Below are 22,928 nucleotides of genomic sequence, written 5' to 3' on the forward strand. Positions count from 1 at the left end.
GTTCAGCCCGGCAGCTGGCGTTCCGGCGGCCGGGTGCGCACCTCGTTGAAGATGGTGAGCCCGATCAGCGCGAGCGGCATGGCGAGCATCGCGCCCACCGCGCCCCACATCCATGTCCAGAAGATGATGGCGATGAAGATCAGGAACGGGTTGATCTCGAGGCGATGGCCGAGGATCGCCGGCGTCACCAGATTTTCCATGACCAGATGTAGCAGGAAGAAGCAGATCGCCGGCAGCAGCGCCATGATCATGCTGTCATGCGTCATCAGGCCGGCACAGGTGAGAGCGATCGTCATGGCGGTGACGCCGAGATAGGGGATGAAGCTCGACACGAAGGCGAAGAGGCCCCAGAGGATGGCGCCCGACAAGCCGCCGGCAAAGGCGATCAGTGCCGTGATCGTGCCGAGCGAGATGTAGATCAGGCTGGCGGTCGAGAAATAGAAGCCGACCGCATTCTCGGTCGCGTTCATGACGCGGATGGCGGTGAGGCGGCGCTCGTGCGTGGCAAAGGCGAGGATGATGGTCTTGCGCAGATGCGTGCGCCCGATGAGAAAGAGCCCCAGTGCAGCCAGAAAGATCAATGTCTGGACGAAAGCAGGCGTCAGGCCCGTGGCGACGATGCCCAGCATGGCGCCGGCATTGGCCATGACCATGTCCGAGATCGCCTTCTCGTTGGCGCCGTTGATGGCTCTCTTGACCCACTCGAACCGCTCGAAAAACGGCAGAAACCGTTCGGTCGCACCCTCGATCAGGGCCGGCGCCTTTTCTGTCAGCATCGAGACCGGCTCGATGAGCGCGTTGACGAGGAAGAAAACCAGCACGACGAAGACGAGGCCGAAGAACAGGCCTCCGAGCACGGGCGGCAGGCCGAAGCGGGACAATCTGTCGGCGGCGACGCCCAGAACCATGCCGACGACGATCGCCAGCGTGACGGGCATCAGGATGGATTCGAGCGCATAGATCACGCCGGACATCAGAATGACGAAGGTTCCGACGATACTCCAGGCAACGACGAGATCGAGGCCGCTTTTCGGATCGACCAAGGCGGTCGCCTCCGAGACGGGCGGGTTCTCGATCTGCGCTTTCTTCTTCGCCTTGAACAAGGCTCGCTCCGGTATGGCAGCGTTCACGTCCGACCTCCACTCGCAATGAGCGCGGGCCAGAAGCTGCCGCGATGTCCTGCATGACGTCCCTCGATCTCACACCCTGCAGACACATGGTTGCGGAGTGTGATAACCGGGACGCCGCTCAATCGATTTCGGGACGAAAAGTTCCCGTGAGCGGCAGGAAGCGCTTACGTTTCCACCAAAAATGGTGTTTTTCAACGCCGAACGACGATGTCCGCGCGGATCAGTACTTCTCGGGCGGGAAAATCCGCAGGGTCAGCGAGAACAGGCCGAGACCGAGGAGAACGACCAGAAGCGTGTTGGCGACGTCGTCGGATGTTGCGGAGACAACGCCCACGGCAAGTGCGGCGCAGACGAGCAGGATCAGGCCGAGCCTGGGCAGCCAGTAAAGCATGGGAGCGTCCTTCGATGTTCGGAAGTGTTAATTCTGGCCTAACAACGGCGCGATTTGCCGATTTGTTCCCAAGCTTTCGCGAAGCTTGCGATATGCCGATCAATGGACATGTGATCCGGCGCATTTCGCGCGCCGTACGTCTCTGCAAACGCAACAGAGAACCCGCGCCATGACCAGACTTGCCTCCACTCGCCTCTTGCTGGCCATCGGCAGCGTCTTTCTCGTCTCCGCCAGCAGCGCGGCCCTTGCGGCCGGGATGACCGAGGCGGAGATTCGCGAAAAAATCATCGGGCGCACGATCTTTCTCGCGGCGCCGATGGGCGGCGAATTTCCGCTGAACTATCGGACATCCGGCGTGGTCGATGGGGATGGCAAGGCGCTCGGGATCGGCAAGCTGATCCAGCCGAGCGATACCGGCAAATGGTGGATCGCCGACGACAAGCTCTGCCAGCAGTTCAACACCTGGTACAAGGGCGCGAAGATGTGCTTCGACCTGACGCCGACCGGCGCCGACAAGGTGAAATGGGTGCGCGACAATGGCGAGACCGGCGTCGCGCGGATCGGCAACTGACGTCCCGTCAGGGGTGTTTCGGCTGACAGGCTTCTGCTCTTGAGAGATGCGACCGGGCGACGGCATCGCCGCCCGGTGCTCGCGCCCTCAGAGGGCGGCGATGACGATGACTTCGACCAGATAGTCCGGGGTCGCGAGCTTGGCTTCGCCCGTCGCGCGCGCCGGCGTATTGCCCTGCGGTGCCCACTTGTCCCAGACGGCGTTCATCTTCGGGAAGTCGGCCATGTCGGCAAGCCAGATCGTGGCGTTGAGGATGCGCGTCTTGTCGGTGCCGGCCTGTTCCAGTAGGCGATCGACCGAAGCCAGAGCCTGGGCCGTCTGCGTGGCGACGTCGTCGCCGGCATTGCCGACCTGGCCGGCGAGATAGACGGTGCCGTTGTGAACGACGGCCTGGCTCATGCGCGGGCCGGTCTCGAAGCGTGTGATGTCCATCGTGAAGTTCCTCTTGCTCGGATAGGGTGGCGCCGAAGCGCAGACCACCGCGGGCTTACAGGAGAACGCTGCCGAGGAAAACCGCCGGCCTGAAAACTCCACCGTTCGAGACGTCATCACCGCCGTCTCAGGCCGCTTCCGGCAGGGGCGGGAATTCGAGGCGCACGCGCGTTCCCTCCCCGGGCTGCGAGTCCACGGTCAGCGCGGCATCGTGCAGTTCGGCGATGCGCTCCACGATCTTCAGGCCGACGCCGAGCGCGTCCGAACTCTTGATCCGCCCGCCGTCGAGAATATGGCTCGGCGACCGGCCGAAGCCGGGGCCGTCGTCGGCAACCTCGAGCAGGCCGGTTTCCGCCGTGCGGACGGAGATGCGCGTTCCCTTCGGCGTGTGCTTCACGGCGTTTTCGACGAGATTGCTGATCGTGTTTTCGACCAGCGCCGGCACGGCACGGATCTCGCCGCCGCCCTCCTCCACGAATTCGAGCGTCCGGCCGCTGTTGAAGACGAAGGGCGCGAGCTGGGCGACGACGTCGCTGGCCAGCCCTGCCAGCGAGACCGGCCTGAACGAGGCGGCATCCACCACGTCGAGCTTGGCGAGCGAGGTCAATTGCTCCAGCATATGGGTCAGCGCCTCCAGATCCTTCTCGGCCTTGCGCGCGCGGGGATCGTCGATCCGCTCAAGCTCCATGCGCACGACGGCGACGGGCGTGCGGATCTCGTGGGCGATCGAGGTGGAGAAGATCTTCTGCGCCTGGATCAGGTCGGCGACGCGAACCAGCAGCCGGTTGACCGCATTGGCGAAATTGGCGATCTCGCGCGGCATGCCCTCGGTCGAGAGCGGGCTGAAGGCCGCGCGCGGATCGATGGCATCCGCCGCCTTGCCGGCCTCGACCACTGGCTTCAGTGCGCGCCGGACGGAGAGGATCGTGGCGCCGGCAACGAGGCCGAACATCAGCGGCATGGGGATGATCAAATGGTCGCGCAGCTCGTGCAGAAGCACGCTGGTGACGAAACCATGGGGATCGCGCAGGACGGCAAGCTCGACGAAAACCTCCTGCGTGCCGAAGCGGAAGGAGCGCCCGCCCGCGACGCTGAGCGGCTTGCCGGGCGCGATCTCGCGCTGCCAGAAGGTGGGCGGGTTGATCTCGATCGGCAGGAAATGGCGCTGGCAGAGCGCCTCGCAATTGGAAAACAGCACTTCGCCCGTGGAGGTGCGAACCCGGACGAAGATGTCGCCATCGCGCTCGTCGTCGCGCATCGTATAGCGTTCGGCGAGCGCCGGCGGCATCTGGAAGGAGATGCGGTCTTTTGAAACGTGGATGCCTTCGGCCAGCGTCTCCGCCTCCTGCCCGATCAGGAAGCCGCCGAGATCCGCATCGTTCGACCAGTATTCGGTGAGCACGATGCCGAATTCGAGCATCATGGCGAGCACCGTGAAGGTGACGATGCGCAGCGAGACGATGCCGATCAGCGAGCGATCCCGGGCGGCTTTCATGATGCGGCCTGCAGCATGTAGCCGACGCCCCGCACGGTGACGAGATCTGCGCCGGTTTCGAACGGCAGCAGCTTCTTGCGCAGGCGCGAGACGGCCAGCTCCAGCGCGTTGGCGGTCATCTCCTCGCCGAATTCCGACAGCGCCAGTTCGAGCTTGCGCTTCTGCACCACCCGGCCCGCGTCGCGCATCAGAAGCTCGGCCAGAGCGCGCTCGCGCGGCGGCAGCGCCACGATGCTGCCGTCGCAGGAGAGTTCCGCCGTGGCGGGATCGTAACGCAGGTGCCCGCATTCGAGCACCGGCTGCAGCGAGGTCGGGCTGCGCCGCAGCATGGCGCGACAGCGGGCGAGAAACTCTCGGTGATGGAACGGTTTGACGAGATAGTCGTCCGCGCCGGCATCCAGTCCCTCGATCCGCTCCTCGATCGACCCGCGGGCCGTGATGACGAGGACCGGCAGGTCCTTGTAGGTCTTGCGGATCTGGCGCAGGAGTTCGAGCCCGTTGCCATCCGGCAGGCCGAGATCGAGAAGCACCAGATCATGCTCCCGCAGGGTCAGCGTCACCGTGGCATCGGCGATCGTCGTCACGACATCGAGCCGCCAGCCGGCCTCCCGGACGGTTTCGCCCAGAAGCTCGGCGAGCCGGGGACTGTCTTCAACCAGCAGCAGCCGCATGCATCTCGTCTCACACGTTGGAACGTCGGAACCGACGCGAACCTAGCAGGTTTCGCGCGGCGCGACAGCGCCTCTTCCCGATCATTCGGGATCGCTGCCCATGGAGGCCGCGACGACGTCGCCGGTGATCGGATCCATGACGACATCGGCCCGCCGTCGGCGGGCAGTCAGCGCCTCGATCTCATAGCAGGAGCCGATGATCACCACATGGCGGATATCGGGATAGCCCGCAGCCACCGCCTTCTGCGAAATGGCCGCGGGGCTCATCCAGCGCGCCTGCGGCTCCTGCGTGCAATCCGCCGTGCGATCGCCGGCGAAAACCAGGCCGGCCGGCAGTGCCAGAGGCGAGACGAGAACGACGAGACAGAACAGGCGGCGCATCAGCAATCTCCAGAGCCGGACCCTGGGCATATGCCGATCCCTAGCCGTCATATGGCTGTCGGACACTGCTCGAAGCGTTGCAAAATCGTCGGCTGCGGGACCTCAGTCCGCGGGTGCGGATGGCGCGGCGTCGTCGAGCGGATGATAGCAGGCGAACAGATGGTCCGCCGGACCGTCGAGCGCCGGCATCTTTTCGCGGCAGAGATCCGTCGCGCGCCAGCAGCGCGGGTTGAACGGACAGCCGCTCGGCGGCTTCAGCGGCGACGGCAGCTCGCCCTGGAGCTGGATGCGCTGGCGCTTGCCTTCCGGATTGGCAACCGGGGTCGCCGACAGGAGGGCCGCGGTATAGGGGTGCTGCGGATTGGTGAACACGCTTTCCGCCGTGCCGGTTTCCACCGGCCGGCCGAGATACATGACCATGATATCGTCGGCGATGTGCCGCACGACGGACAGGCCGTGCGAGATGAAGAGATAGGCGAGCCCCATCTCCTTCTGCAGGTCCATCAGGAGGTTGAGCACCTGCGCCTGGATCGACAGGTCGAGCGCCGACACGGGCTCGTCCAGCACCAGCACTTTCGGCCGCAGCATGAGGGCGCGGGCAATGGCGATGCGCTGGCGCTGGCCGCCGGAGAACATATGCGGGTAGCGGTCGTAATGCTCGGGCCGCAAGCCGACCTTGCGCATCATCTCCTCGACCTTGGTCCTCCGTGTCGCGGCATCGTCGGTGGTGTTGATCTTCAGCGGCTCTTCCAGCAGAGACCCGACCTTCTGGCGCGGGTTGAGCGAGCCGTAAGGGTTCTGGAAGACGATCTGCACGAGGCTGCGCAACGAGGCGTCGCCGACGCGGGCCGGCTTGCCGTCGATCAGCAATTCGCCGCCGCTCGGATCCTCGATCATGGTGACGAGGCGGGCGAGCGTGGACTTGCCGCAGCCGCTTTCGCCTACCACGGCCAGCGTGCGGCCGGAGTGGAGCGAGAAGGACACGCCGTTCAGCGCACGCACGGTGGCCGCCGGCTTGAACATGCCGCGGGAGACGGAATAGAAGCGCTGGAGGCCGTGGCCTTCGAGCACCGGTCGCGATGCGGGCGGCGCTTCCTTGTTCGAGGTTTCGCTGAGTTCGGTCTCGCTCATCGCGTGCCCTCTCCTGCAAGCTCGACGGTCATCGTCGGGTGGTTCTGGGGAATACCCTCGATCAGCGGGTAATTGCACAGCGCGCGACCGAGCTCCGGCCCCTGGCGCACGACGGAGCGCGAACAGAGGTCGGTGGCAAAAGCGCAGCGCGGCGAGAACAGACAGCCTTGCGGCCGATCATGCTGCCCCGGCACGACGCCGAGGATCGACGGCAGACGCTCGCCGATCCGGGCGCGCTCCGGCAGGGATGCCAGCAGGGCCGCGGTGTAGGGATGATGCGGATCGCGAAAGAGCGCCTTGACCGGCTGTTCCTCGACCTTCTGGCCGGCATACTGCACCTGAACACGCTCGGCGGTTTCCGCCACCACGCCCATATCATGGGTGATGAGCACCAGCGCCATGCCGTTTTCCTTCTGCAGGCGGACGAGCAGGTCGAGGATCTGGGCCTGGATGGTGACGTCGAGCGCCGTCGTCGGCTCGTCGGCGATGAGGAGCTTCGGATTGCAGGACAGCGCCATGGCGATCATGACGCGCTGGCTCATGCCGCCGGACATCTGGTGCGGAAAGTTCGACAGCCGGTCTTCCGGCGAGGGAATGCCGACAAGCTGCAGGAGTTCGATCGAGCGGGCGCGACGCGCGGCACGGTCGAGGCCCATGTGGATGCGCAGGCTCTCGCCGAGCTGGAAGCCGACCGTGAAGCACGGGTTGAGGCTCGACATCGGCTCCTGGAAGATCATCGCCATGTCCTTGCCGATGATCTTGCGCCGGTTGCGGGGCGAGAGTTTCAAAAGGTCCTGGCCGTTGAAGGCCATGCGGTCGGCGGTGATCTTCACCGTCCAGGGCAGAAGGCCCATGACGGCGAGCATGGAGACCGACTTGCCGGAGCCGCTTTCGCCGACGATCGACAGGATTTCGCCGGTGTCGCAGGTGAGCGAGACGCCATCGACCGCGCGGAAGGTGCCGGTCGAGGTCTGGAACTCGACGGTGAGGTTCTGGATATCGAGAAGCGGCATCAGGACCTCTTCAGTTTGGGATCGAGCGCATCGCGCAGGCCGTCGCCCATCAGGTTGATGGCGAGCACGGTGATGAGAATGGCAAGGCCGGGGAAGGTGACGACCCACCAGGCGCGCTGGATGAATTCGCGCGCTTCGGCCAGCATCGTGCCCCATTCCGGCGTCGGCGGCTGGGCGCCCATGCCGAGGAAGCCGAGCGCCGCGGCATCGAGGATGGCCGCGGAGAAGGCAAGCGTCGCCTGCACGATCAGCGGCGCCAGACAGTTCGGCAGGATGGTGACGAACATGATGCGCAGCGTGCCGGCGCCGGCAACCTGGCTGCCGATGACATAGTCCTTGTTGCGCTCCGTCATGACGGAGGCGCGCGTCAGCCGCACGAAATGCGGCAGGTTGACGAGGGCGATGGCGATCATCGCATTGACGAGGCCCGGGCCGAGCACGGCGACGAGGACGAGCGCCAGAAGCAGCGACGGGAATGCGAGGATGATGTCCATCAGCCGCATGATGATCGTATCGACCGTGCCGCGGAAGAAGCCGGCGAGAAGGCCGATGAGCACGCCCGAAACGACGGACAGCGTGACGACGATGAGGCCGACGAACAGCGAGAAGCGTGCGCCGTACATCAGGCGGGTCAGGATATCGCGCCCGACCGGATCGGTGCCGAGCAGATATTCGGCGCGTCCGCCTTCGGCAAAGGCCGGCGGCAGCAGCAGCACGTCGCGATTCTGGATGATCGGATCATGCGCAGTGAGCAGCGGCGCGAAGATCGCCATCAACAGGATGGCGACGAAGACGACGAGCCCGAGAACGGCGCCGCGATTGGCGGAAAAATAGAACCAGAACTCGGCAAAGCCGGATGGCGGCGCGGACGGGGTGGCGGCAGCGGCTGCCGCGGGTGATACGGATTTGGTTTCGACAGATGACATCGGTCGCGTCTCCTATCGCCGGATGCGGGGGTTCGCCCAACCGTAGAGAAGGTCGACGATCAGATTGACGAACATGATCACGAGCGTGATCATCATGAGGCCGCCCTGGACGACGGCGTAATCGCGCTTGAAGACGCTATCGACCATCCACTTGCCGATGCCCGGCCAGGAGAAGATGCTTTCGGTGAGGATCGCGCCGCCGAGCAGCACGCCGATCTGCAGGCCGATCGTGGTGATGACCGGGATCATGGCATTGCGCAGCGCGTGGACGCCGATGATGCGGAAGGGCGACATGCCCTTGGAGCGGGCCGTGCGCACATAATCCTCGCTCAGCACCTCGAGCATGGCGGACCGGGTCTGGCGGGCGATGACGGCGAGCGGAATGGTCGCCAGCACGATGGTCGGCAGGATCATATGGCTGACCGCCGAGGCGAAGGCGCCCTTCTGGCCGGAGAGCAGGCTGTCGATCAGCATGAAGCCGGTCACGGGCGGGAAGAAATAGAGGAACGAGATGCGGCCGGAGACCGGCGTCCAGCCGAGCGTGCCCGAAAAGAAGATGATCAGCAGCAGGCCCCACCAGAAGATCGGCATGGAATAGCCGACGAGCGCCGTGCCCATGATGGTCTGGTCGAGCCAGGTGCCGCGCTTGACCGCCGCCACCACGCCGGCCGGGATCCCGAGACAGACCGCGAGGATGATGGCACAGATCGCAAGCTCCATGGTCGCCGGAAACAGCGTCATGAAATCATCGATGACCGGGCGCTTGGAAATGATGGAGCGTCCGAAATCGCCCTGCAGCAGACCGACCAGATAGTCGAAATACTGGACGTACATCGGCCGGTCGAGACCCAGCTCGGCCATGATCTGCGCATGCCGCTCCGGCGCCATGACGCGCTCGCCGGAGAGCAGCATGACGGGATCGCCGGGAAGCAGGCGGATGAAGGAGAAGGCGATGATGGAAACCCCGACGAAGGTCGGGATGAGGACGGCGAGCCGCCCGAAAATGAAGCGCAGCATGAGCGTTCCGTAAGATTGCAAAACCGGCGGCCCGAAACGATCGGACCGCCGGAGACACCGCGACAGCGGCAGAGGTGGCGATATTACTCGGCGATATCAACGCCGTCGAAGCGGTGGATGCCGAGCGGATCCTGCACGTAGCCCGAGACCTTCTTGCTCATCGGCATGAAGACCAGGGAATGGTCGATGGTGTTCCACGGCGCCTCTTTCTTGAAGACGAGCTGGGCCTGCTGGTAGAGCTTGGTGCGCTCTGCCTGGTCCGGCGTCAGCTTGGCCTTCTTGACGAGATCGTCGAACTCCTTGTTGCACCATTGCGCGCGGTTGTTGCCGCCGACCGCGGTGCAGCCGAGCAGCGTGTCGAGGAAGTTGTCCGGATCGCCATTGTCGCCGGTCCAGCCGAGGATGACCGCGCCGTCGCGGGCCTTGTCGGAGGAGAGCTTCAGGTATTCGGCCCATTCGTAGGAGACGATCTCGACCTCGACGCCGATCTTGGCCAGGTCGGCCTGCATGAGTTCGGCCGCGCGGCGGGCGTTCAGCATGTAGGGACGCGATACGGGCATGGCCCAGATCTTCATCTTGAGGTTGGAGACGCCGGCCGCTTCCAGCATCTTCTTGGCCGCGTCCGGATCGTACTTGTCGTCCTCGACGGCGTCGTTATAGGACCACATCGTCGGCGGGATCGGGTTCTTGGCGACGGTCGCCGCACCCTGGAAGACGGCATCGACGATCGCCTGCTTGTTGACGGCCATGTTCAGCGCCTTGCGCACTTCCGGCTTGTCGAACGGGGCAACCAGCGTGTTGTAGGCGAGGTAGGAGACGTTCAGGCCTTCTTCCTTGAGGACCGTCAGGTTCTCATCCTTCTGCAGCTCGGCGACATCGGCCGCGTTCGGATAGGGCATGATGTGGCATTCGCCGGCCTTCAGCTTCTGCGCCCGCACGGCCGCGTCGGTCGTGATGGCGAAGACGAGGTCGTCGACCTTCTGCTTGCCGCCCCAATAATCCGGGTTGGCCTTGTAGCGGATGGCAGCGTCGGCCTGGTAGGCGACGAAGGTGTAGGGACCGGTGCCGAGCGGCTGCTGGTTCATCATCTCCATCTTGCCGTCGGCCTGCAGCTTGTCGGCATATTCTTTCGAATAGATGGAGGCAAAGTCCATGCCGAGATTGGCGAGGAACGGCGCTTCGGACTTGTTGAGAACGAACTTGACGGTGAGGTCATCGACCTTCTCGATCGACTTGATCAGCTCGGGAAAGCCCATGCCGCTGAAATATTCGTAGCTCGCACCGGCGACATACTTGTTCCAGGGATTGTCGGCCTTGTACTGGCGCTCGAACGAGAAGATCACGTCGTCGGCGTTCAGCTCGCGGGTGGGCGTGAAGAAGTCGGTGGTCTGGAATTTGACGCCCGGACGCAGCTTGAACGTATATTGCGTGCCGTCAGCCGACATTTCCCAGCTCTCGGCCAGGCCCGGCTCGATTTCCGTGCTGCCTTTCTTGAATTCGACGAGGCGGTTGTAAACCGTGCGCGAGGAGGCATCGAACGTGGTGCCGGCCGTGTAGAGCGCGGAGTCGAAACCTTCGGGCGAGCCCTCGGAGCAATAAACCAGCGTCTTCGACCAGGCGCTGCCAGCCATCAGCGTTACGACAGCCGTCGCCGCGAGAAGAGTAGAGAGCTTTTTCATCACCGTTTTTCCCAGTTTTCTTGTGTTCTCTTGAAACATTCTTATCTGCAAATGATCCGGATCGCAGCCGCAACCGGTCAGACCGGAAAGGAACGACATTTGCTGCGGCATTGCAATAACCCGCTCCATTCTTTTGTCCAGTTGGAAAATTTATCCAATATATAAGACATTACAGCGATATCATTCCGGATTGCAGCTCTGCGAGCGCAACCGCCTGGCGCCGGCGCAGGCCGCTGACCGCAGCGAGACAGCCACCGCAGCGGCGCGGTCGTCGGCTGAAAGCTCCTGTTATCGAGGGCGCAGGATGCCCGCGGAAGGGCGGCGGCGCGCTGTTTCGGGCGCGACTTACCTTTTTTAGGGGAGTTGCCAAGCCGCAAATGCCCGCTAAACTAGTATTCCGGCAGTCAGAGGGGCAACATCGACGTGGGAGCGTTGCTGGATACTTATAGACGCTACGATTTCCAGAAGGATCTCGAAAAAGCGCTGAACCGCGTCGATTTCTTCCGCGTTTTCCACATGCTGGCTCTGGGCGCCGGGTTCGATCACTTCGGCGTGTTGCAGCTCGGCCAGGAGGCGGAGCCCGCCCTGCTCTCCACGCGTCTGGTTCTGCACGACCTGCCGAGCGGGCTGACCGAGGAATATGACCGGCGATACCGGTTTTCCGATTGCCTGCTTCTCAAAAGCCTCCACGCCTCCACCGTGCCCTCCGTCTGGTCGGCCGCATCCGAGGATGCCGCGCCGTCAAAGGCGGGAACGGACTTTCTCGCACAGATCGGCTTCGACCTCGTGGCCTGCGTGCCGGTTCACAGCATCGTCGGTACGCGCTATGTCGTGCTCTATTTCGGGGACAATGACGACATCGACCGCACGAGCCATGTCGAGCTCTGCTACAATTCCATCACGGCGTTCGACTATTTCTACCGGTTCGTCCTGGCGACGCGGGTCGGCATGGGCCTGACGGCCCGCGAAACCGAGATTCTCAGATGGATCTCCCATGGGAAGACGGCCAGCGAGATTGCGCTGATCGTTTCGGTGTCGGAACACACGATCAACTCTCATACGGCGACGATCCTGAAAAAACTCGATGTCGTCAATCGAACGCAAATGGTCGCCAAGGCTATCAGGGAACAAATCATCCAATGAATGTCTTTGAAAGCCCGATCGCCTGAACCTCCATATCCGACCTTATACTAGGCATTTTAGAAACCGGAATATTTGAGCCGATGACGATATTGCATATCCTTTTGATCGATGACGAGCCGTCCGAACATGTCATCCTGCGGCGATTGATGACGAAGGTTCAGTCCTTCACCATCCAGCTGCACTACTCCGATACGATCGAAGCCGCGGTCGATGTCATCGGCTCCGGCACCCCGATTGCCATGGTGCTGGTGGACAATCGGCTGCCGCCGCATGGCGATTTTCGCGAGACGGTTCCCCTGATCCGCCAGAAAGGGTTTATCGGCCCCGTCGGCGTGATCTCCGGTTCGCTCGATGACGCCTATTTTCAGTCGTTCCAGGAATACGGCGTCGATTTCCGGCTCGACAAGGCCGAGCTGGACCCGACCGCCATCGAATTCCTGCTGCAGGAATATCTGGTCAAATCCTGACACGAAAACGACGCGTCTTTTCAGGCGCGTCGCTCTTCTTTCCGGGATGTCGATCGTCTGGAGCGCAGGCTCAGGCAGCTGTCTGGGGCTGGGCCGGCGGCGCGACGTAGGGAAGCGGATCAAGGCCCAGCAGGAAGTTGATCTGCGGGCGGGACTTGACCAGATCGTCGATCGAATATTGCGAGAGCACGTCGAAGAAGGCGTTGAGCGCCTTGCGCAGCGCGGTGTTCAGGCCGCAGCTGTCGACCAGCGGGCAATCCACTTCGCCCGCATCGAAGCATTCGGCCATCGAGAAGCTGTCTTCCGTCACCTTGACGACATCGAACAGCGTGATCTGCGAGGCGGGCTTCGGCAGGCGGACGCCGCCATTGCGGCCGCGGACCGTTTCCACGAGACCCGCCTTGTTGAGCGGCTGGAGAATTTTGAACAGAAACAGTTCGGACACGCCATAGGCGCGCGCAATCTCGGGAATGCGGCTCAGACGGCCTTCGTTTGCGGCACAATACATCAGCATGCGAACGGCATAATTGGTCTGCTTGGTCAGGCGCATTCTTCACTCCGATGCTCGGACGCCGGCGAATCCATCGATCGCCACTCCCTGTCGCCGCTACATATAGAACGGCAGCCAGTTTGGAACAATTCCAAAACGACGGAATGTCGAGAAAGATGCTCATGAAAAAAAGGGCCCCTTGCGAGGCCCTTTTCTCGAAATCGCCTGAAGCGCGTCGCGGTCTTTCAGATCCGCTCGTTGCGCTTCAGGGCCTTGGACTTAAGCCTGTCGCTTTCTTAAAGCCGCTACGAAGGTCGGTGCGGCCCGCGTAAAAGGCTTGCGTCTACTTCATCGTCGGCATGACGAACTCGGCACCGTCCTTGATGCCCGAGGGCCAGCGGCTGGTGATGGTCTTGGTGCGGGTCCAGAACCTGATCGAGTCCGTGCCATGCTGGTTGAGATCGCCGAAGGACGAGGACTTCCAGCCGCCGAAGGAGTGGTAGGCGAGCGGAACGGGGATCGGAACGTTGACGCCGACCATGCCGATGTTGATGCGCGAGGCGAAGTCGCGGGCCGCATCGCCGTCGCGGGTGTAGATCGCGACGCCGTTGCCGTATTCGTGCTTCATCGGCAGGTCGAGCGCTTCCTCATAGGTCTTGGCGCGGACGACGGAGAGGACGGGGCCGAAGATTTCGGTCTTGTAGATGTCCATGTCCGGCGTGACATTGTCGAACAGGCAGCCGCCGACGAAATATCCGTCCTCATAGCCCTGCAGCTTGAAGCCGCGGCCATCGACCACGAGATCGGCGCCGGCTTCCACGCCCTTGTCGATCAGGCCGAGAATGCGGTCGCGCGCTTCCCGGGTGACGACGGGGCCGAGATCGGCCTTGTCGTCGGTATAGGGGCCGATGCGCAAGGATTCGACCATCGGCGTCAGCTTCTCGATCAGGCGGTTGGCGGTTTCCTCGCCGACGGGCACGGCCACCGAGATCGCCATGCAGCGCTCGCCGGCTGAGCCATAGCCCGCGCCCATCAGGGCGTTGGCGGCCTGGTCGAGGTCGGCATCCGGCATGATGATCATGTGGTTCTTGGCGCCGCCGAAGCACTGGGCGCGCTTGCCGTTCATCGCCGCGGTGCCATAGACATAGCGGGCGATCGGCGTGGAACCGACGAAGGAGACGGCGGAAATGTCGGGATGCGTCAGGATCGCATCGACCGCGCCCTTGTCGCCATTGACGACGTTGAGGATGCCGGCGGGCAGGCCCGCTTCGATCATCAGTTCGGCCAGGCGGATCGGCACGGACGGATCGCGCTCGGACGGCTTCAGGATGAAGGCATTGCCGCAGGCGATGGCCGGGGCGAACATCCACATCGGGATCATGCCCGGGAAGTTGAACGGCGTGATGCCGGCGCCGATGCCGACCGGCTGGCGGATCGAATACATGTCGATGTTCGGGCCGGCGCCTTCGGTGAACTCGCTCTTCGACAGATGCGGAATACCGATGACGAATTCGCAGACTTCGAGACCGCGGACGATATCGCCCTTGGCGTCGTCGATGGTCTTGCCGTGCTCGCGCGAGAGCATTTCGGCGAGGTCGTCCATGTTGTCGTTGAGGAGCTGCACGAACTTCATGAAGACGCGGGCACGGCGCTGCGGATTGGTGGCCGCCCATTTCGGCTGTGCCGCCTTGGCGTTTTCGACCGCTGCTGCGAGTTCGGCGTCGCTGGCGAGCGCCACCTTGCCCTGGACTTCGCCCGTTGCCGGATTGAAGATGTTGCTCGTGCGGCCGCTGGTGCCGGCAACTTTCGCGCCGCCGATGAAATGACCGATCTCGTACATGGCTGTCTCCTCCAGATTGTCGTTGCTGTTGTCGGGAAGATCGCACTACAGTCTGCACAAATCAACATGCGAAAACCCGGAACGGTTGTGCAGAAATCGACACACGGAGGTCTCGTCGCGTGAATTGGGACGATGTGCGGATGTTTCTCGCGGTCGCGCGCACCGGGCAGATCCTGGCTGCGTCGAAGCGCGTCGGCGTCAACCATGCAACGCTCAGCCGGCGGGTGACGGCGTTGGAGGAGGCGCTGAAGACCCGGCTTCTGGTGCGGCGGACCAATGGCTGCGAGCTGACGGCGGAGGGCGAAGTGTTCTTTCACGCCGCCGAGCGGATGGAGACGGAGATGCTGGCGGCGCAGGCGCATGTCGGCCGGGTCGATACCGCCGTCGCCGGGACGGTGCGGATCGGGGCGCCGGACGGTTTCGGCGTATCCTTTCTGGCACCGCGGCTCGGCCGGCTGACAGCTCGTTTTCCGGCCCTGCGCATTCAGCTCGTGCCGGTTCCCCGCTCCTTCTCGCTGTCGCAACGCGAGGCGGATATCGCCATCACGCTCGAGCGGCCCGAGCAGGGACGCCTCGTTTCCTCCAAGCTCACCGACTACACGCTCGGTATCTATGCTTCCGACGCCTATCTGCGCGAGCACGGCACGCCCGACAGCATCGAGGCGCTGAAGCGGCATCGGCGGATCGGCTATGTCGAGGATCTTCTCTGGACGGCCTCGCTCGATTTTACCGGCGAGGTAATGCGCAACTGGGATGCGGGCTTCGAGATTTCGAGCGCCACCGGGCAGACGGAGGCCGTACGGTCCGGTGCCGGCATCGGCATCCTGCACAATTACATCGCCCGCCAGCACGGCGAGCTGCGCCGCATCCTGCCCGAGGCGACCATCCGGCGCGCCTATTGGACGACCTATCACGAGAGCGCGCGGGACCTGCTGCGGGTGCGCACGGTCGTGGATTTTCTGCAGGAGCTGGTGACCGCGGAGACGGCGATCTTCGTGTGAGGAGAGAGGGTCTGGAGATCAGGGAAGACGGCGGTCTATCAGGCAATCCCGGCCTTGCCGGCCGGAATTGCCAGACCCGTTTTGCACGTCATGCACATCATCCACCATTGTTTTCGAGCTGCGCATCATGCGCCTCGGTTCTCCATCGAACAGCCGAAGTCTAGCCGGCAAGGCGTTAACGAGACCTTACAAATGCCCTTATCCGGCACGCGGTGCGGGCAGAAAGGTTAATACGCGGTAAAGCCAGCGCACTGATTTCTAGGTGGTTGCCGGCAAGACCTGATCGTGTTGCGCCGCAAGAGCCCGCATCACCCGCGAAAAGCGATCAAGGATGCGGGCGCGGGCATGATGCCGGCCGGCGGTCACCTGTCGTTTGCCGGCCACCCACACGCTGTCGGGCCGCGTCCCGTTGGCAAACAGCCAGGCATCGAGCACGGCGTCCTGTCGCGCGCCGCTCTCGGGCATCATGAGGGCGACGAGATCGGCCGCAGCACCGACCGCAAGGCCTGAAGGTGCGGCCGGATCGGCACCGAGCGCGATGGCGCCGCCGGCCCCCGCAGCATCGAAGAGCGCCCGCCCGGTCGACTGCCCGGCAGCCGCCAGGACATTGCGCGAGCGGTGCGCCAAGCGCTGCGAATATTCGAGCTGGCGCAGTTCGTCCGGCAGGCCGATCAGGATGTTGCTGTCCGAGCCGATGCCGAACCGCCCGCCGGCCTTCGTGAACAGGGTGGCGTTGAACGTTCCGTCTCCGAGATTGGCCTCGGTGATCGGGCAAAGGCCGGCGATCGCGCCGCTTGCGGCCATGCGCACCGTTTCGTCATCGGTCATGTGGGTCGCGTGGATGAGGCACCAGCGCGGATCGAGCCCGACATGATCGAGCAGCCATTCGACCGGGCGGGCGCCGGACCAGGCGATGCAGTCCTCGACCTCCTTCACCTGTTCGGCGACATGGATGTGGATCGGCCCCTGCCCGGCCATCGAGACGACGGCCGCGATCTCCTCCGGCGTCGCGGCGCGCAGGCTGTGCGGGGCAACGCCGACGCGGGCGGCCGGCAGGCCGGCCACGACCGTGCGGCAGCCCTCCAGCAGGCGGGCAAAACCATCGAGCGTGTTGATGAACCGCCGCTGGCCGTCGCTCGGCGCGGCACCGCCGAAGGTGGAATGGGCGTAGAACACCGGCAGGAGCGTCAGGCCGATCCCGGTGTCGGAGGCGGCGGCGGCGATGCGGACGGCCATTTCCGCGCTGTCGTCATAGGGGCGGCCGTCGATGGCGTGGTGCAGATAGTGGAATTCGCCGACGCGGGAAAAGCCCTGTTCGAGCATTTCCATGTAGAGCTGGGCCGCGACCGCCTCCACCTGGTCCGGCGTCATCGTCAGGGCGAAGCGGTACATGACGGTGCGCCAGCTCCAGAAACTGTCGGCGCCGGGGCCGCGCACCTCGGCAAGGCCCGCCATGCCGCGCTGGAAGGCATGGCTGTGGAGGTTCGGCATGCCGGGGACGAGGACGGCGTGGCGCTCCTCGCGAGCCTCCAACCCGGCATCGGGTTTTGCCTCTGCCTCGACGGAAACGATGCGGCCGTCGGCAAAGGAGATCCTGACATTGTCATGCCAGCCATTCGGCAAAAGGGCGGATTCCGCGAAAATCGTGGTCGTCTCTCCTGCCGCCCCGTCTCTCAGCTGACCCGTTTCCTTCCGTCCCATTGCCTGGCTTCCCATCGTCCTGCTCCCGGTCCCGACCGCGCGGCAGCTCCAGAATGAGGCTTGCGCTCCGTGATCATTTGTATATACATAATGATGAGCGAAGGAAAGGCGGGAAAAGCGATGTCTTCCATGAAGTCCCCATCGGCAGCGTCGGGCGCCTCGGCCTGCGACACGCTCTGGCACAATGCCCAGCTCGCCACGCTCGACCCCACCTTGCCCGGCCTCGGCCTTGTCGAACAGGGCGCGATCGCCGTTTTAAACGGGCGGATCGTCTATGCCGGGCCGGAAGCGGACCTTCCTTTTGCACGTGAGGCCGCCGGGCGTGTCGTCGATTGCGGCGGGCGGCTGATCACGCCGGGGCTGATCGATTGCCATACGCATCTGGTGCATGCCGGCGACCGGGCGAACGAGTTCGAGATGCGGCTCGCCGGCGCAACGTACGAAGAGGTCGCGCGGGCCGGCGGCGGCATCGTTTCCTCCGTTCGGGCGCTCCGGGAGGCCAGCGAAGACGATCTCGTCGCGCAGTCCCTGCCCCGGCTCGACGCGCTGATGGCCGAGGGCGTGACCACCGTCGAGATCAAGTCGGGCTACGGGCTCGACCTTCCCCATGAACGCAAGACGCTGCGGGCCGCGCGCCGGCTCGGCGAACTTCGCGACGTTACCGTGCGCACGACCTTTCTCGGCGCGCATGCTTTGCCGCCGGAGTTCAAGGGCGACAGCACGGGCTATATCGCCAAAGTGGCCGACGAGATGCTGCCGGCGCTCGTCGCCGAGGGGCTCGCGGATGCGGTCGATGGGTTCTGCGAGGGGATCGCCTTCTCGCCCGCCGAGATGCGGCGCGTGTTCGATGCCGCCAAGGCCTTGGGTATCCCGGTCAAGCTGCATGCGGACCAGCTTTCCAACCTGCATGGCGCGGCCCTTGCCGCCGACTATGGCGCGCTGTCGGCCGATCATCTGGAATATACCGATGCCGCCGGCGCGGAGGCCATGGCCGCAAGCGGCACCGTGGCCGTCATCCTTCCCGGCGCCTTCTACTTCATCCGCGAGACGAAGAAGCCGCCGATCGATCTCTTCCGGCAGGCGGGCGTCGCGATGGCGATCGCGACCGACAACAATCCGGGCACGTCGCCGTTGACCTCGCTTCTCCTCACCCTGAACATGGCCGCAACGCTCTTCGGCATGACCGTGACGGAGTGCATCGCCGGGGTGACGCGCGAGGCGGCTCGGGCGCTGGGGCTCGTCGACGAGGTGGGAACGCTGGAGGTGGGCAAGCGGGCCGATCTCGCGATCTGGTCGGTGACCCGCCCGGCCGAACTCGTCTACCGCATGGGGTTCAACCCGCTCCATGCCCGAATCCGCAACGGACATTGATCGCGTGGGCCCCGTCCCGCCAGACCTTTAGGACTTCGCCATGACGCTTGTTCTGCAGCCGGGCTCCGTGCCCCTCTCCACCCTCGAAACGCTCTACTGGACCGGCGAGCCCGCCCGGCTCGATCCGTCGTTTGATGCCGGCATCGAAAAGGCTGCGGCGCGGATCGCCGAGATCGCCGGCGGCAATGCCCCGGTCTACGGTATCAATACCGGCTTCGGCAAACTGGCGAGCATCCGCATCGATGCGGCCGATGTCGCGACGCTGCAGCGCAATCTCATCCTGTCGCATTGCTGCGGCGTCGGCGAGCCGCTGGCCGACACCATCGTGCGGCTGATCATGGCGCTCAAGCTCGTCTCGCTCGGGCGCGGCGCCTCCGGCGTGCGGCTGGAACTCGTGCGGCTGATCGAGGCCATGCTGGAGCGGGGCGTCATTCCCGTCATCCCGGAAAAAGGCTCCGTCGGCGCATCCGGCGATCTCGCGCCGCTCGCGCATATGGCCGCGGTCATGATGGGCGAAGGCGAGGCCTTCTTCGACGGCGCACGGCTCGATGGGCGCACCGCGCTGGAACGGGCGGGCCTTGCGCCCGTGGTCCTTGCCGCCAAGGAGGGGCTGGCGCTGATCAACGGCACGCAGGTTTCGACCGCGCTGGCACTGGCCGGGCTGTTCCGGGCGCATCGCGCGGCGCAATCGGCGCTAATCACCGGCGCGCTGTCGACCGATGCGGCCATGGGCTCTTCGGCGCCGTTCCATCCGGATATCCACACGCTGCGCGGCCATCAGGGCCAGATTGACGCGGCCGCCGCCCTTCGCAGCCTGCTCAAGGGTTCGGTGATCCGCGAAAGCCATATCGAGGGCGACGAGCGCGTGCAGGACCCCTATTGCATCCGCTGCCAGCCGCAGGTGGACGGCGCCTGCCTCGACCTGCTGCGCTCCGTCGCCCGCACGCTGGAGATCGAGGCCAATGCGGTGACCGACAATCCGCTGGTGCTCTCCGACAATTCGGTCGTTTCCGGCGGCAACTTCCATGCCGAGCCGGTGGCCTTTGCCGCCGACCAGATCGCTCTGGCGGTCTGCGAGATCGGGGCGATCGCCCAGCGGCGCATCGCGCTTCTGGTCGATCCCGCCCTCTCCTACGGCCTGCCGGCCTTTCTCGCGAAGACGCCGGGGTTGAATTCCGGGCTGATGATCGCCGAGGTGACATCCGCGGCGCTGATGAGCGAGAACAAGCAGATGTCGCATCCGGCCTCGGTCGATTCGACGCCGACCTCCGCCAATCAGGAAGACCACGTCTCCATGGCCTGCCACGGCGCGCGGCGGCTGTTGCAGATGACGGACAATCTGTTCTCCATCATCGGCATCGAGGCGCTGACGGCCGCACAGGGCATCGATTTCCGCGCGCCGCTGGTGTCCAGCCCCGAACTGTCGAACGTCATCGCCGCGATCCGCACCGTGGTGCCGACGCTCGAGACCGACCGCTATATGGCGACCGACCTCAAGGCCGCGCGCGACATCGTCGCCGACGGCCGGCTGAACGCCGCCGTGTCCGATGGTCTGCTGCCGGTTCTGGAGGTCTGAGATGGCCGTTTTCGAGATCGACCGCGGCACCTCGCCCGTTATTCTCGCCTTTCCGCATACGGGAACGGACGTGCCGGCCGACATCGCCGCGCGGCTGAACGACAATGGCCGGATCCTTGCCGATACCGACTGGCATATCCACAGGCTCTATGACGGCTTGCTTGCCGACGTCACCACCGTGCGCGCCACCTTCCACCGCTACGTGATCGACGCCAATCGCGATCCGGACGGGGGCAGCCTCTATCCCGGACAGAACACGACGGGGCTGGTGCCGGAAACGGACTTCGACGGCGCGCCGATCTGGCAGCAAGGTTCGGAGCCGACAATCGACGACATCGCAGCGCGCCTGCACGCCTTCCACCAGCCCTATCACGCGGCGCTCGCCGCCGAAATCGCGCGGGTGAAGGCGCTGCATGGCGTGGCGATCCTCTATGACTGCCACTCGATCCGGTCGCATATTCCCTTCCTGTTTTCCGGCAAGCTGCCGGACTTCAACATCGGCACCGACAACGGCCGGACCTGCGCGCCGGAGATAGAGACGGCCACGGTCGAGATCGCCAAGGCGGCGACAGGCTATGACAGCGTGCTCAACGGCCGCTTCAAGGGCGGCTGGACGACGCGACATTACGGCCGGCCGACCGAAGGCGTCCATGCGATCCAGATGGAGCTGGCGCAATCCACGCATCTGGCGACCGAAGCGCCACCCTTTGCCTATGACCCGCAAAAGGCCGAGCCGCTTCGCCGCCATTTGAAAGACATTCTCGAGCGCATCGCGCGCATCGCGCCCACGCTCGCACACTCATAAAAGGGGAAAACCGATGACGAACCCGCGCCACAATATCCGCGAGATCCGCGCTGCCCGCGGCACCGAGCTGACCGCGAAATCCTGGATGACCGAAGCGCCGCTGCGCATGCTGATGAACAATCTCGACCCCGATGTCGCCGAGAACCCGCACGAGCTGGTCGTCTATGGCGGCATCGGCCGGGCGGCGCGCACCTGGGCGGATTTCGACCAGATCGTCGCGTCGCTACGCGATCTGGAGGAAGACGAGACGCTGATGGTGCAGTCCGGCAAGCCGGTCGGCATCTTCCGCACGCACAAGGACGCACCGCGCGTGCTGATCGCCAATTCCAACCTCGTGCCGCATTGGGCGACCTGGGATCACTTCAACGAGCTGGATAAGAAGGGCCTGGCCATGTACGGCCAGATGACCGCGGGCTCGTGGATCTATATCGGCAGCCAGGGCATCGTGCAGGGCACCTACGAGACCTTCGTGGAAGCCGGGCGCCAGCATTATGACGGCAATCTGACCGGGCGCTGGGTGCTGACCGGCGGGCTCGGCGGCATGGGCGGCGCGCAGCCGCTGGCGGCCGTCATGGCCGGCGCCTGCTGCCTCGCAGTGGAGTGCAACCCCGACAGCATCGATTTCCGCATTCGCACCCGCTATGTCGATGCCCGCGCCGAGACGCTGGACGAGGCGATGGAGATGATCCAGCGCTGGACGGCTGCCGGCGAGGCGAAATCCGTCGGCCTGCTCGGCAATGCGGCGGATATCTTCCCCGAGATGGTCCGTCGCGGCATCCGGCCCGACATGGTGACCGACCAGACCTCCGCCCACGATCCGATCAACGGCTATCTGCCGAAGGGCTGGACCATGGCGCAATGGCGCGAGACGCGCGAAAGCGATCCGAAAGCCGTGGAAAAGGCCGCCCGTGCCTCGATGCGCGACCATGTGGAAGCGATGATCGCGTTTCAGCAGAGGGGCATTCCGACCTTCGACTACGGCAACAATATCCGGCAGGTCGCCAAGGACGAGGGCCTCGAAAACGCCTTCGACTTCCCCGGTTTCGTACCGGCCTATATCCGTCCGCTGTTCTGCCGCGGCATCGGCCCGTTCCGCTGGGCGGCGCTCTCCGGCGATCCCGAGGATATCCGCAAGACCGACGCGAAGGTGAAGGAACTGCTGCCCGACAACAAGCATCTGCACAACTGGCTCGACATGGCCGGCGAGCGCATCGCCTTCCAGGGCCTGCCTGCGCGCATCTGCTGGGTGGGCCTTGGCGATCGCCACCGGCTGGGCCTCGCCTTCAACGAGATGGTGCGCACCGGCGAGCTTTCCGCCCCCATCGTCATCGGCCGCGACCATCTCGACAGCGGCTCCGTCGCCTCGCCCAACCGCGAGACCGAGGCGATGAAGGACGGCTCGGATGCCGTGTCGGACTGGCCGCTCCTCAACGCGCTGCTCAACACCGCCTCGGGCGCGACCTGGGTGTCGCTGCATCACGGCGGCGGCGTCGGCATGGGCTTCAGCCAGCATTCCGGCGTCGTTATCTGCTGCGACGGCTCCGAGGATGCCGACCGCCGCATCGAGCGGGTGCTGTGGAACGACCCGGCGACCGGCGTCATGCGCCATGCGGATGCCGGATACGACATCGCGCTCGATTGCGCTCGCGACAAGGGCCTGCGCCTGCCGGGCATTCTCGGCAACTGATGACGGGACA

General features: G+C 64.5%; 22 protein-coding genes. 8 read left to right on the forward strand and 14 right to left on the reverse strand.

Going from position 1 to position 22,928, the window contains the following annotated elements:
- Positions 1-2 precede the first annotated feature (2 nt).
- Both ASG39_RS10820 and ASG39_RS24230 read right to left on the reverse strand, forming a co-directional pair.
- Entirely contained in the window at positions 3-1,130 is a 1,128-nt protein-coding gene (locus tag ASG39_RS10820) for an AI-2E family transporter (protein WP_062595024.1), read from the reverse strand.
- A gap of 220 nt (positions 1,131-1,350) precedes the next feature.
- Entirely contained in the window at positions 1,351-1,521 is a 171-nt protein-coding gene (locus tag ASG39_RS24230; protein ID WP_092932282.1) for a hypothetical protein, read from the reverse strand.
- A 169-nt stretch (positions 1,522-1,690) separates the two neighbouring features.
- Between ASG39_RS24230 and ASG39_RS10825 the strand changes: the two genes are divergently transcribed.
- Positions 1,691-2,092 (forward strand): hypothetical protein, encoded by a 402-nt coding sequence (locus ASG39_RS10825; protein WP_082477171.1) that lies wholly within the window; start codon positions 1,691-1,693, stop codon positions 2,090-2,092.
- Positions 2,093-2,179: 87 nt separating this feature from the next.
- Here ASG39_RS10825 and ASG39_RS10830 read toward each other — a convergent pair whose 3' ends face one another.
- From ASG39_RS10830 to ASG39_RS10870, 9 genes are all read right to left on the reverse strand, one after another.
- Positions 2,180-2,524, reverse strand: a complete 345-nt coding sequence (locus ASG39_RS10830) for a RidA family protein (RefSeq protein ID WP_062595025.1) — start codon at positions 2,522-2,524, stop codon at positions 2,180-2,182.
- 127 nt (positions 2,525-2,651) lie between these two features.
- Positions 2,652-4,019 (reverse strand): HAMP domain-containing sensor histidine kinase, encoded by a 1,368-nt coding sequence (locus ASG39_RS10835; RefSeq protein ID WP_062595026.1) that lies wholly within the window; start codon positions 4,017-4,019, stop codon positions 2,652-2,654.
- Entirely contained in the window at positions 4,016-4,690 is a 675-nt protein-coding gene (locus tag ASG39_RS10840; protein WP_062595027.1) for a response regulator transcription factor, read from the reverse strand. The genes ASG39_RS10835 and ASG39_RS10840 overlap by 4 nt, the downstream gene beginning before the upstream one ends.
- An 81-nt stretch (positions 4,691-4,771) precedes the next feature.
- Positions 4,772-5,071: a PepSY domain-containing protein gene (locus ASG39_RS10845; protein ID WP_062595028.1), complete on the reverse strand. Its 300-nt coding sequence runs from the start codon at positions 5,069-5,071 to the stop codon at positions 4,772-4,774.
- Positions 5,072-5,173: 102 nt separating this feature from the next.
- The gene (locus ASG39_RS10850; RefSeq protein ID WP_062595029.1) at positions 5,174-6,202 is read right to left on the reverse strand and encodes a peptide ABC transporter ATP-binding protein; all 1,029 of its coding nucleotides are present in this window, start codon (positions 6,200-6,202) and stop codon (positions 5,174-5,176) included.
- A complete protein-coding gene (locus tag ASG39_RS10855) occupies positions 6,199-7,215 on the reverse strand; it encodes an ABC transporter ATP-binding protein (protein WP_062595030.1) in 1,017 nt (338 codons plus the stop codon). The genes ASG39_RS10850 and ASG39_RS10855 overlap by 4 nt, the downstream gene beginning before the upstream one ends.
- Positions 7,215-8,141 carry an ABC transporter permease subunit gene (locus ASG39_RS10860; protein WP_062595031.1) on the reverse strand — a complete coding sequence of 309 codons (927 nt, stop codon included), beginning with the start codon at positions 8,139-8,141 and terminating at the stop codon, positions 7,215-7,217. Before ASG39_RS10860 ends, ASG39_RS10855 begins: the two co-directional genes overlap by 1 nt.
- Before the next feature lie 12 nt (positions 8,142-8,153).
- Positions 8,154-9,158: an ABC transporter permease subunit gene (locus tag ASG39_RS10865; protein ID WP_062470068.1), complete on the reverse strand. Its 1,005-nt coding sequence runs from the start codon at positions 9,156-9,158 to the stop codon at positions 8,154-8,156.
- An 83-nt stretch (positions 9,159-9,241) separates the two neighbouring features.
- Entirely contained in the window at positions 9,242-10,837 is a 1,596-nt protein-coding gene (locus tag ASG39_RS10870) for an ABC transporter substrate-binding protein (RefSeq protein ID WP_062595032.1), read from the reverse strand.
- Between the two features lie 432 nt (positions 10,838-11,269).
- Here ASG39_RS10870 and ASG39_RS10875 point away from each other — a divergent pair, with 432 nt between their 5' ends.
- The gene (locus ASG39_RS10875; RefSeq protein ID WP_062595033.1) at positions 11,270-11,980 is read left to right on the forward strand and encodes a helix-turn-helix transcriptional regulator; all 711 of its coding nucleotides are present in this window, start codon (positions 11,270-11,272) and stop codon (positions 11,978-11,980) included.
- 80 nt (positions 11,981-12,060) lie between these two features.
- Positions 12,061-12,447, forward strand: coding sequence for a response regulator (locus ASG39_RS10880; protein WP_062595034.1), 387 nt, complete (start codon positions 12,061-12,063; stop codon positions 12,445-12,447).
- A 70-nt stretch (positions 12,448-12,517) separates the two neighbouring features.
- Here ASG39_RS10880 and rirA read toward each other — a convergent pair whose 3' ends face one another.
- Both rirA and ASG39_RS10890 read right to left on the reverse strand, forming a co-directional pair.
- A complete protein-coding gene (rirA, locus tag ASG39_RS10885) occupies positions 12,518-12,997 on the reverse strand; it encodes an iron-responsive transcriptional regulator RirA (RefSeq protein ID WP_062595035.1) in 480 nt (159 codons plus the stop codon).
- A 283-nt stretch (positions 12,998-13,280) separates the two neighbouring features.
- Complete coding sequence (locus ASG39_RS10890) at positions 13,281-14,777, reverse strand: CoA-acylating methylmalonate-semialdehyde dehydrogenase (RefSeq protein WP_062595036.1); 1,497 nt, start codon at positions 14,775-14,777, stop codon at positions 13,281-13,283.
- A gap of 119 nt (positions 14,778-14,896) precedes the next feature.
- Between ASG39_RS10890 and ASG39_RS10895 the strand changes: the two genes are divergently transcribed.
- Positions 14,897-15,778 carry a LysR family transcriptional regulator gene (locus ASG39_RS10895; RefSeq protein ID WP_062595037.1) on the forward strand — a complete coding sequence of 294 codons (882 nt, stop codon included), beginning with the start codon at positions 14,897-14,899 and terminating at the stop codon, positions 15,776-15,778.
- A gap of 258 nt (positions 15,779-16,036) precedes the next feature.
- On the opposite strand, the gene ASG39_RS10900 is transcribed toward ASG39_RS10895, so the two are convergent.
- Positions 16,037-17,479, reverse strand: a complete 1,443-nt coding sequence (locus ASG39_RS10900) for a formimidoylglutamate deiminase (RefSeq protein ID WP_062595038.1) — start codon at positions 17,477-17,479, stop codon at positions 16,037-16,039.
- A 129-nt stretch (positions 17,480-17,608) separates the two neighbouring features.
- Between ASG39_RS10900 and hutI the strand changes: the two genes are divergently transcribed.
- From hutI to hutU, 4 genes are read left to right on the forward strand one after another with little or no spacing between them, the layout of a single operon-like run.
- Positions 17,609-18,850: an imidazolonepropionase gene (gene hutI, locus ASG39_RS10905; protein ID WP_062595551.1), complete on the forward strand. Its 1,242-nt coding sequence runs from the start codon at positions 17,609-17,611 to the stop codon at positions 18,848-18,850.
- Positions 18,851-18,890: 40 nt separating this feature from the next.
- A complete protein-coding gene (gene hutH, locus ASG39_RS10910) occupies positions 18,891-20,426 on the forward strand; it encodes a histidine ammonia-lyase (RefSeq protein WP_062595039.1) in 1,536 nt (511 codons plus the stop codon).
- A 1-nt stretch (position 20,427) separates the two neighbouring features.
- Positions 20,428-21,231 (forward strand): N-formylglutamate deformylase, encoded by an 804-nt coding sequence (gene hutG, locus ASG39_RS10915; protein WP_062595040.1) that lies wholly within the window; start codon positions 20,428-20,430, stop codon positions 21,229-21,231.
- A 13-nt stretch (positions 21,232-21,244) separates the two neighbouring features.
- Positions 21,245-22,918, forward strand: a complete 1,674-nt coding sequence (gene hutU, locus ASG39_RS10920; RefSeq protein WP_062595041.1) for a urocanate hydratase — start codon at positions 21,245-21,247, stop codon at positions 22,916-22,918.
- Positions 22,919-22,928 lie beyond the last annotated feature (10 nt).

The organism is Rhizobium sp. Leaf371 (assembly GCF_001424045.1).
Taxonomy (GTDB): domain Bacteria; phylum Pseudomonadota; class Alphaproteobacteria; order Rhizobiales; family Rhizobiaceae; genus Ferranicluibacter.

What these genes read in the sequence shown, in the direction of transcription:
- ASG39_RS10850 (WP_062595029.1), bottom strand. Translation starts at nt 6,202, where the DNA reads ATGAGCGAGACCGAACTCAGCGAAACCTCGAACAAGGAAGCGCCGCCC.
- ASG39_RS10890 (WP_062595036.1), bottom strand. Translation starts at nt 14,777, where the DNA reads ATGTACGAGATCGGTCATTTCATCGGCGGCGCGAAAGTTGCCGGCACC.
- hutG (WP_062595040.1), top strand. Translation starts at nt 20,428, where the DNA reads ATGGCCGTTTTCGAGATCGACCGCGGCACCTCGCCCGTTATTCTCGCC.
- ASG39_RS10865 (WP_062470068.1), bottom strand. Translation starts at nt 9,158, where the DNA reads ATGCTGCGCTTCATTTTCGGGCGGCTCGCCGTCCTCATCCCGACCTTC.
- hutU (WP_062595041.1), top strand. Translation starts at nt 21,245, where the DNA reads ATGACGAACCCGCGCCACAATATCCGCGAGATCCGCGCTGCCCGCGGC.
- ASG39_RS10825 (WP_082477171.1), top strand. Translation starts at nt 1,691, where the DNA reads ATGACCAGACTTGCCTCCACTCGCCTCTTGCTGGCCATCGGCAGCGTC.
- ASG39_RS10900 (WP_062595038.1), bottom strand. Translation starts at nt 17,479, where the DNA reads ATGGGACGGAAGGAAACGGGTCAGCTGAGAGACGGGGCGGCAGGAGAG.
- ASG39_RS10840 (WP_062595027.1), bottom strand. Translation starts at nt 4,690, where the DNA reads ATGCGGCTGCTGCTGGTTGAAGACAGTCCCCGGCTCGCCGAGCTTCTG.
- ASG39_RS10855 (WP_062595030.1), bottom strand. Translation starts at nt 7,215, where the DNA reads ATGCCGCTTCTCGATATCCAGAACCTCACCGTCGAGTTCCAGACCTCG.
- hutI (WP_062595551.1), top strand. Translation starts at nt 17,609, where the DNA reads ATGAAGTCCCCATCGGCAGCGTCGGGCGCCTCGGCCTGCGACACGCTC.
- rirA (WP_062595035.1), bottom strand. Translation starts at nt 12,997, where the DNA reads ATGCGCCTGACCAAGCAGACCAATTATGCCGTTCGCATGCTGATGTAT.
- ASG39_RS10835 (WP_062595026.1), bottom strand. Translation starts at nt 4,019, where the DNA reads ATGAAAGCCGCCCGGGATCGCTCGCTGATCGGCATCGTCTCGCTGCGC.
- ASG39_RS10860 (WP_062595031.1), bottom strand. Translation starts at nt 8,141, where the DNA reads ATGTCATCTGTCGAAACCAAATCCGTATCACCCGCGGCAGCCGCTGCC.
- ASG39_RS10870 (WP_062595032.1), bottom strand. Translation starts at nt 10,837, where the DNA reads ATGAAAAAGCTCTCTACTCTTCTCGCGGCGACGGCTGTCGTAACGCTG.
- ASG39_RS10880 (WP_062595034.1), top strand. Translation starts at nt 12,061, where the DNA reads ATGACGATATTGCATATCCTTTTGATCGATGACGAGCCGTCCGAACAT.
- hutH (WP_062595039.1), top strand. Translation starts at nt 18,891, where the DNA reads ATGACGCTTGTTCTGCAGCCGGGCTCCGTGCCCCTCTCCACCCTCGAA.
- ASG39_RS10845 (WP_062595028.1), bottom strand. Translation starts at nt 5,071, where the DNA reads ATGCGCCGCCTGTTCTGTCTCGTCGTTCTCGTCTCGCCTCTGGCACTG.
- ASG39_RS10830 (WP_062595025.1), bottom strand. Translation starts at nt 2,524, where the DNA reads ATGGACATCACACGCTTCGAGACCGGCCCGCGCATGAGCCAGGCCGTC.
- ASG39_RS24230 (WP_092932282.1), bottom strand. Translation starts at nt 1,521, where the DNA reads ATGCTTTACTGGCTGCCCAGGCTCGGCCTGATCCTGCTCGTCTGCGCC.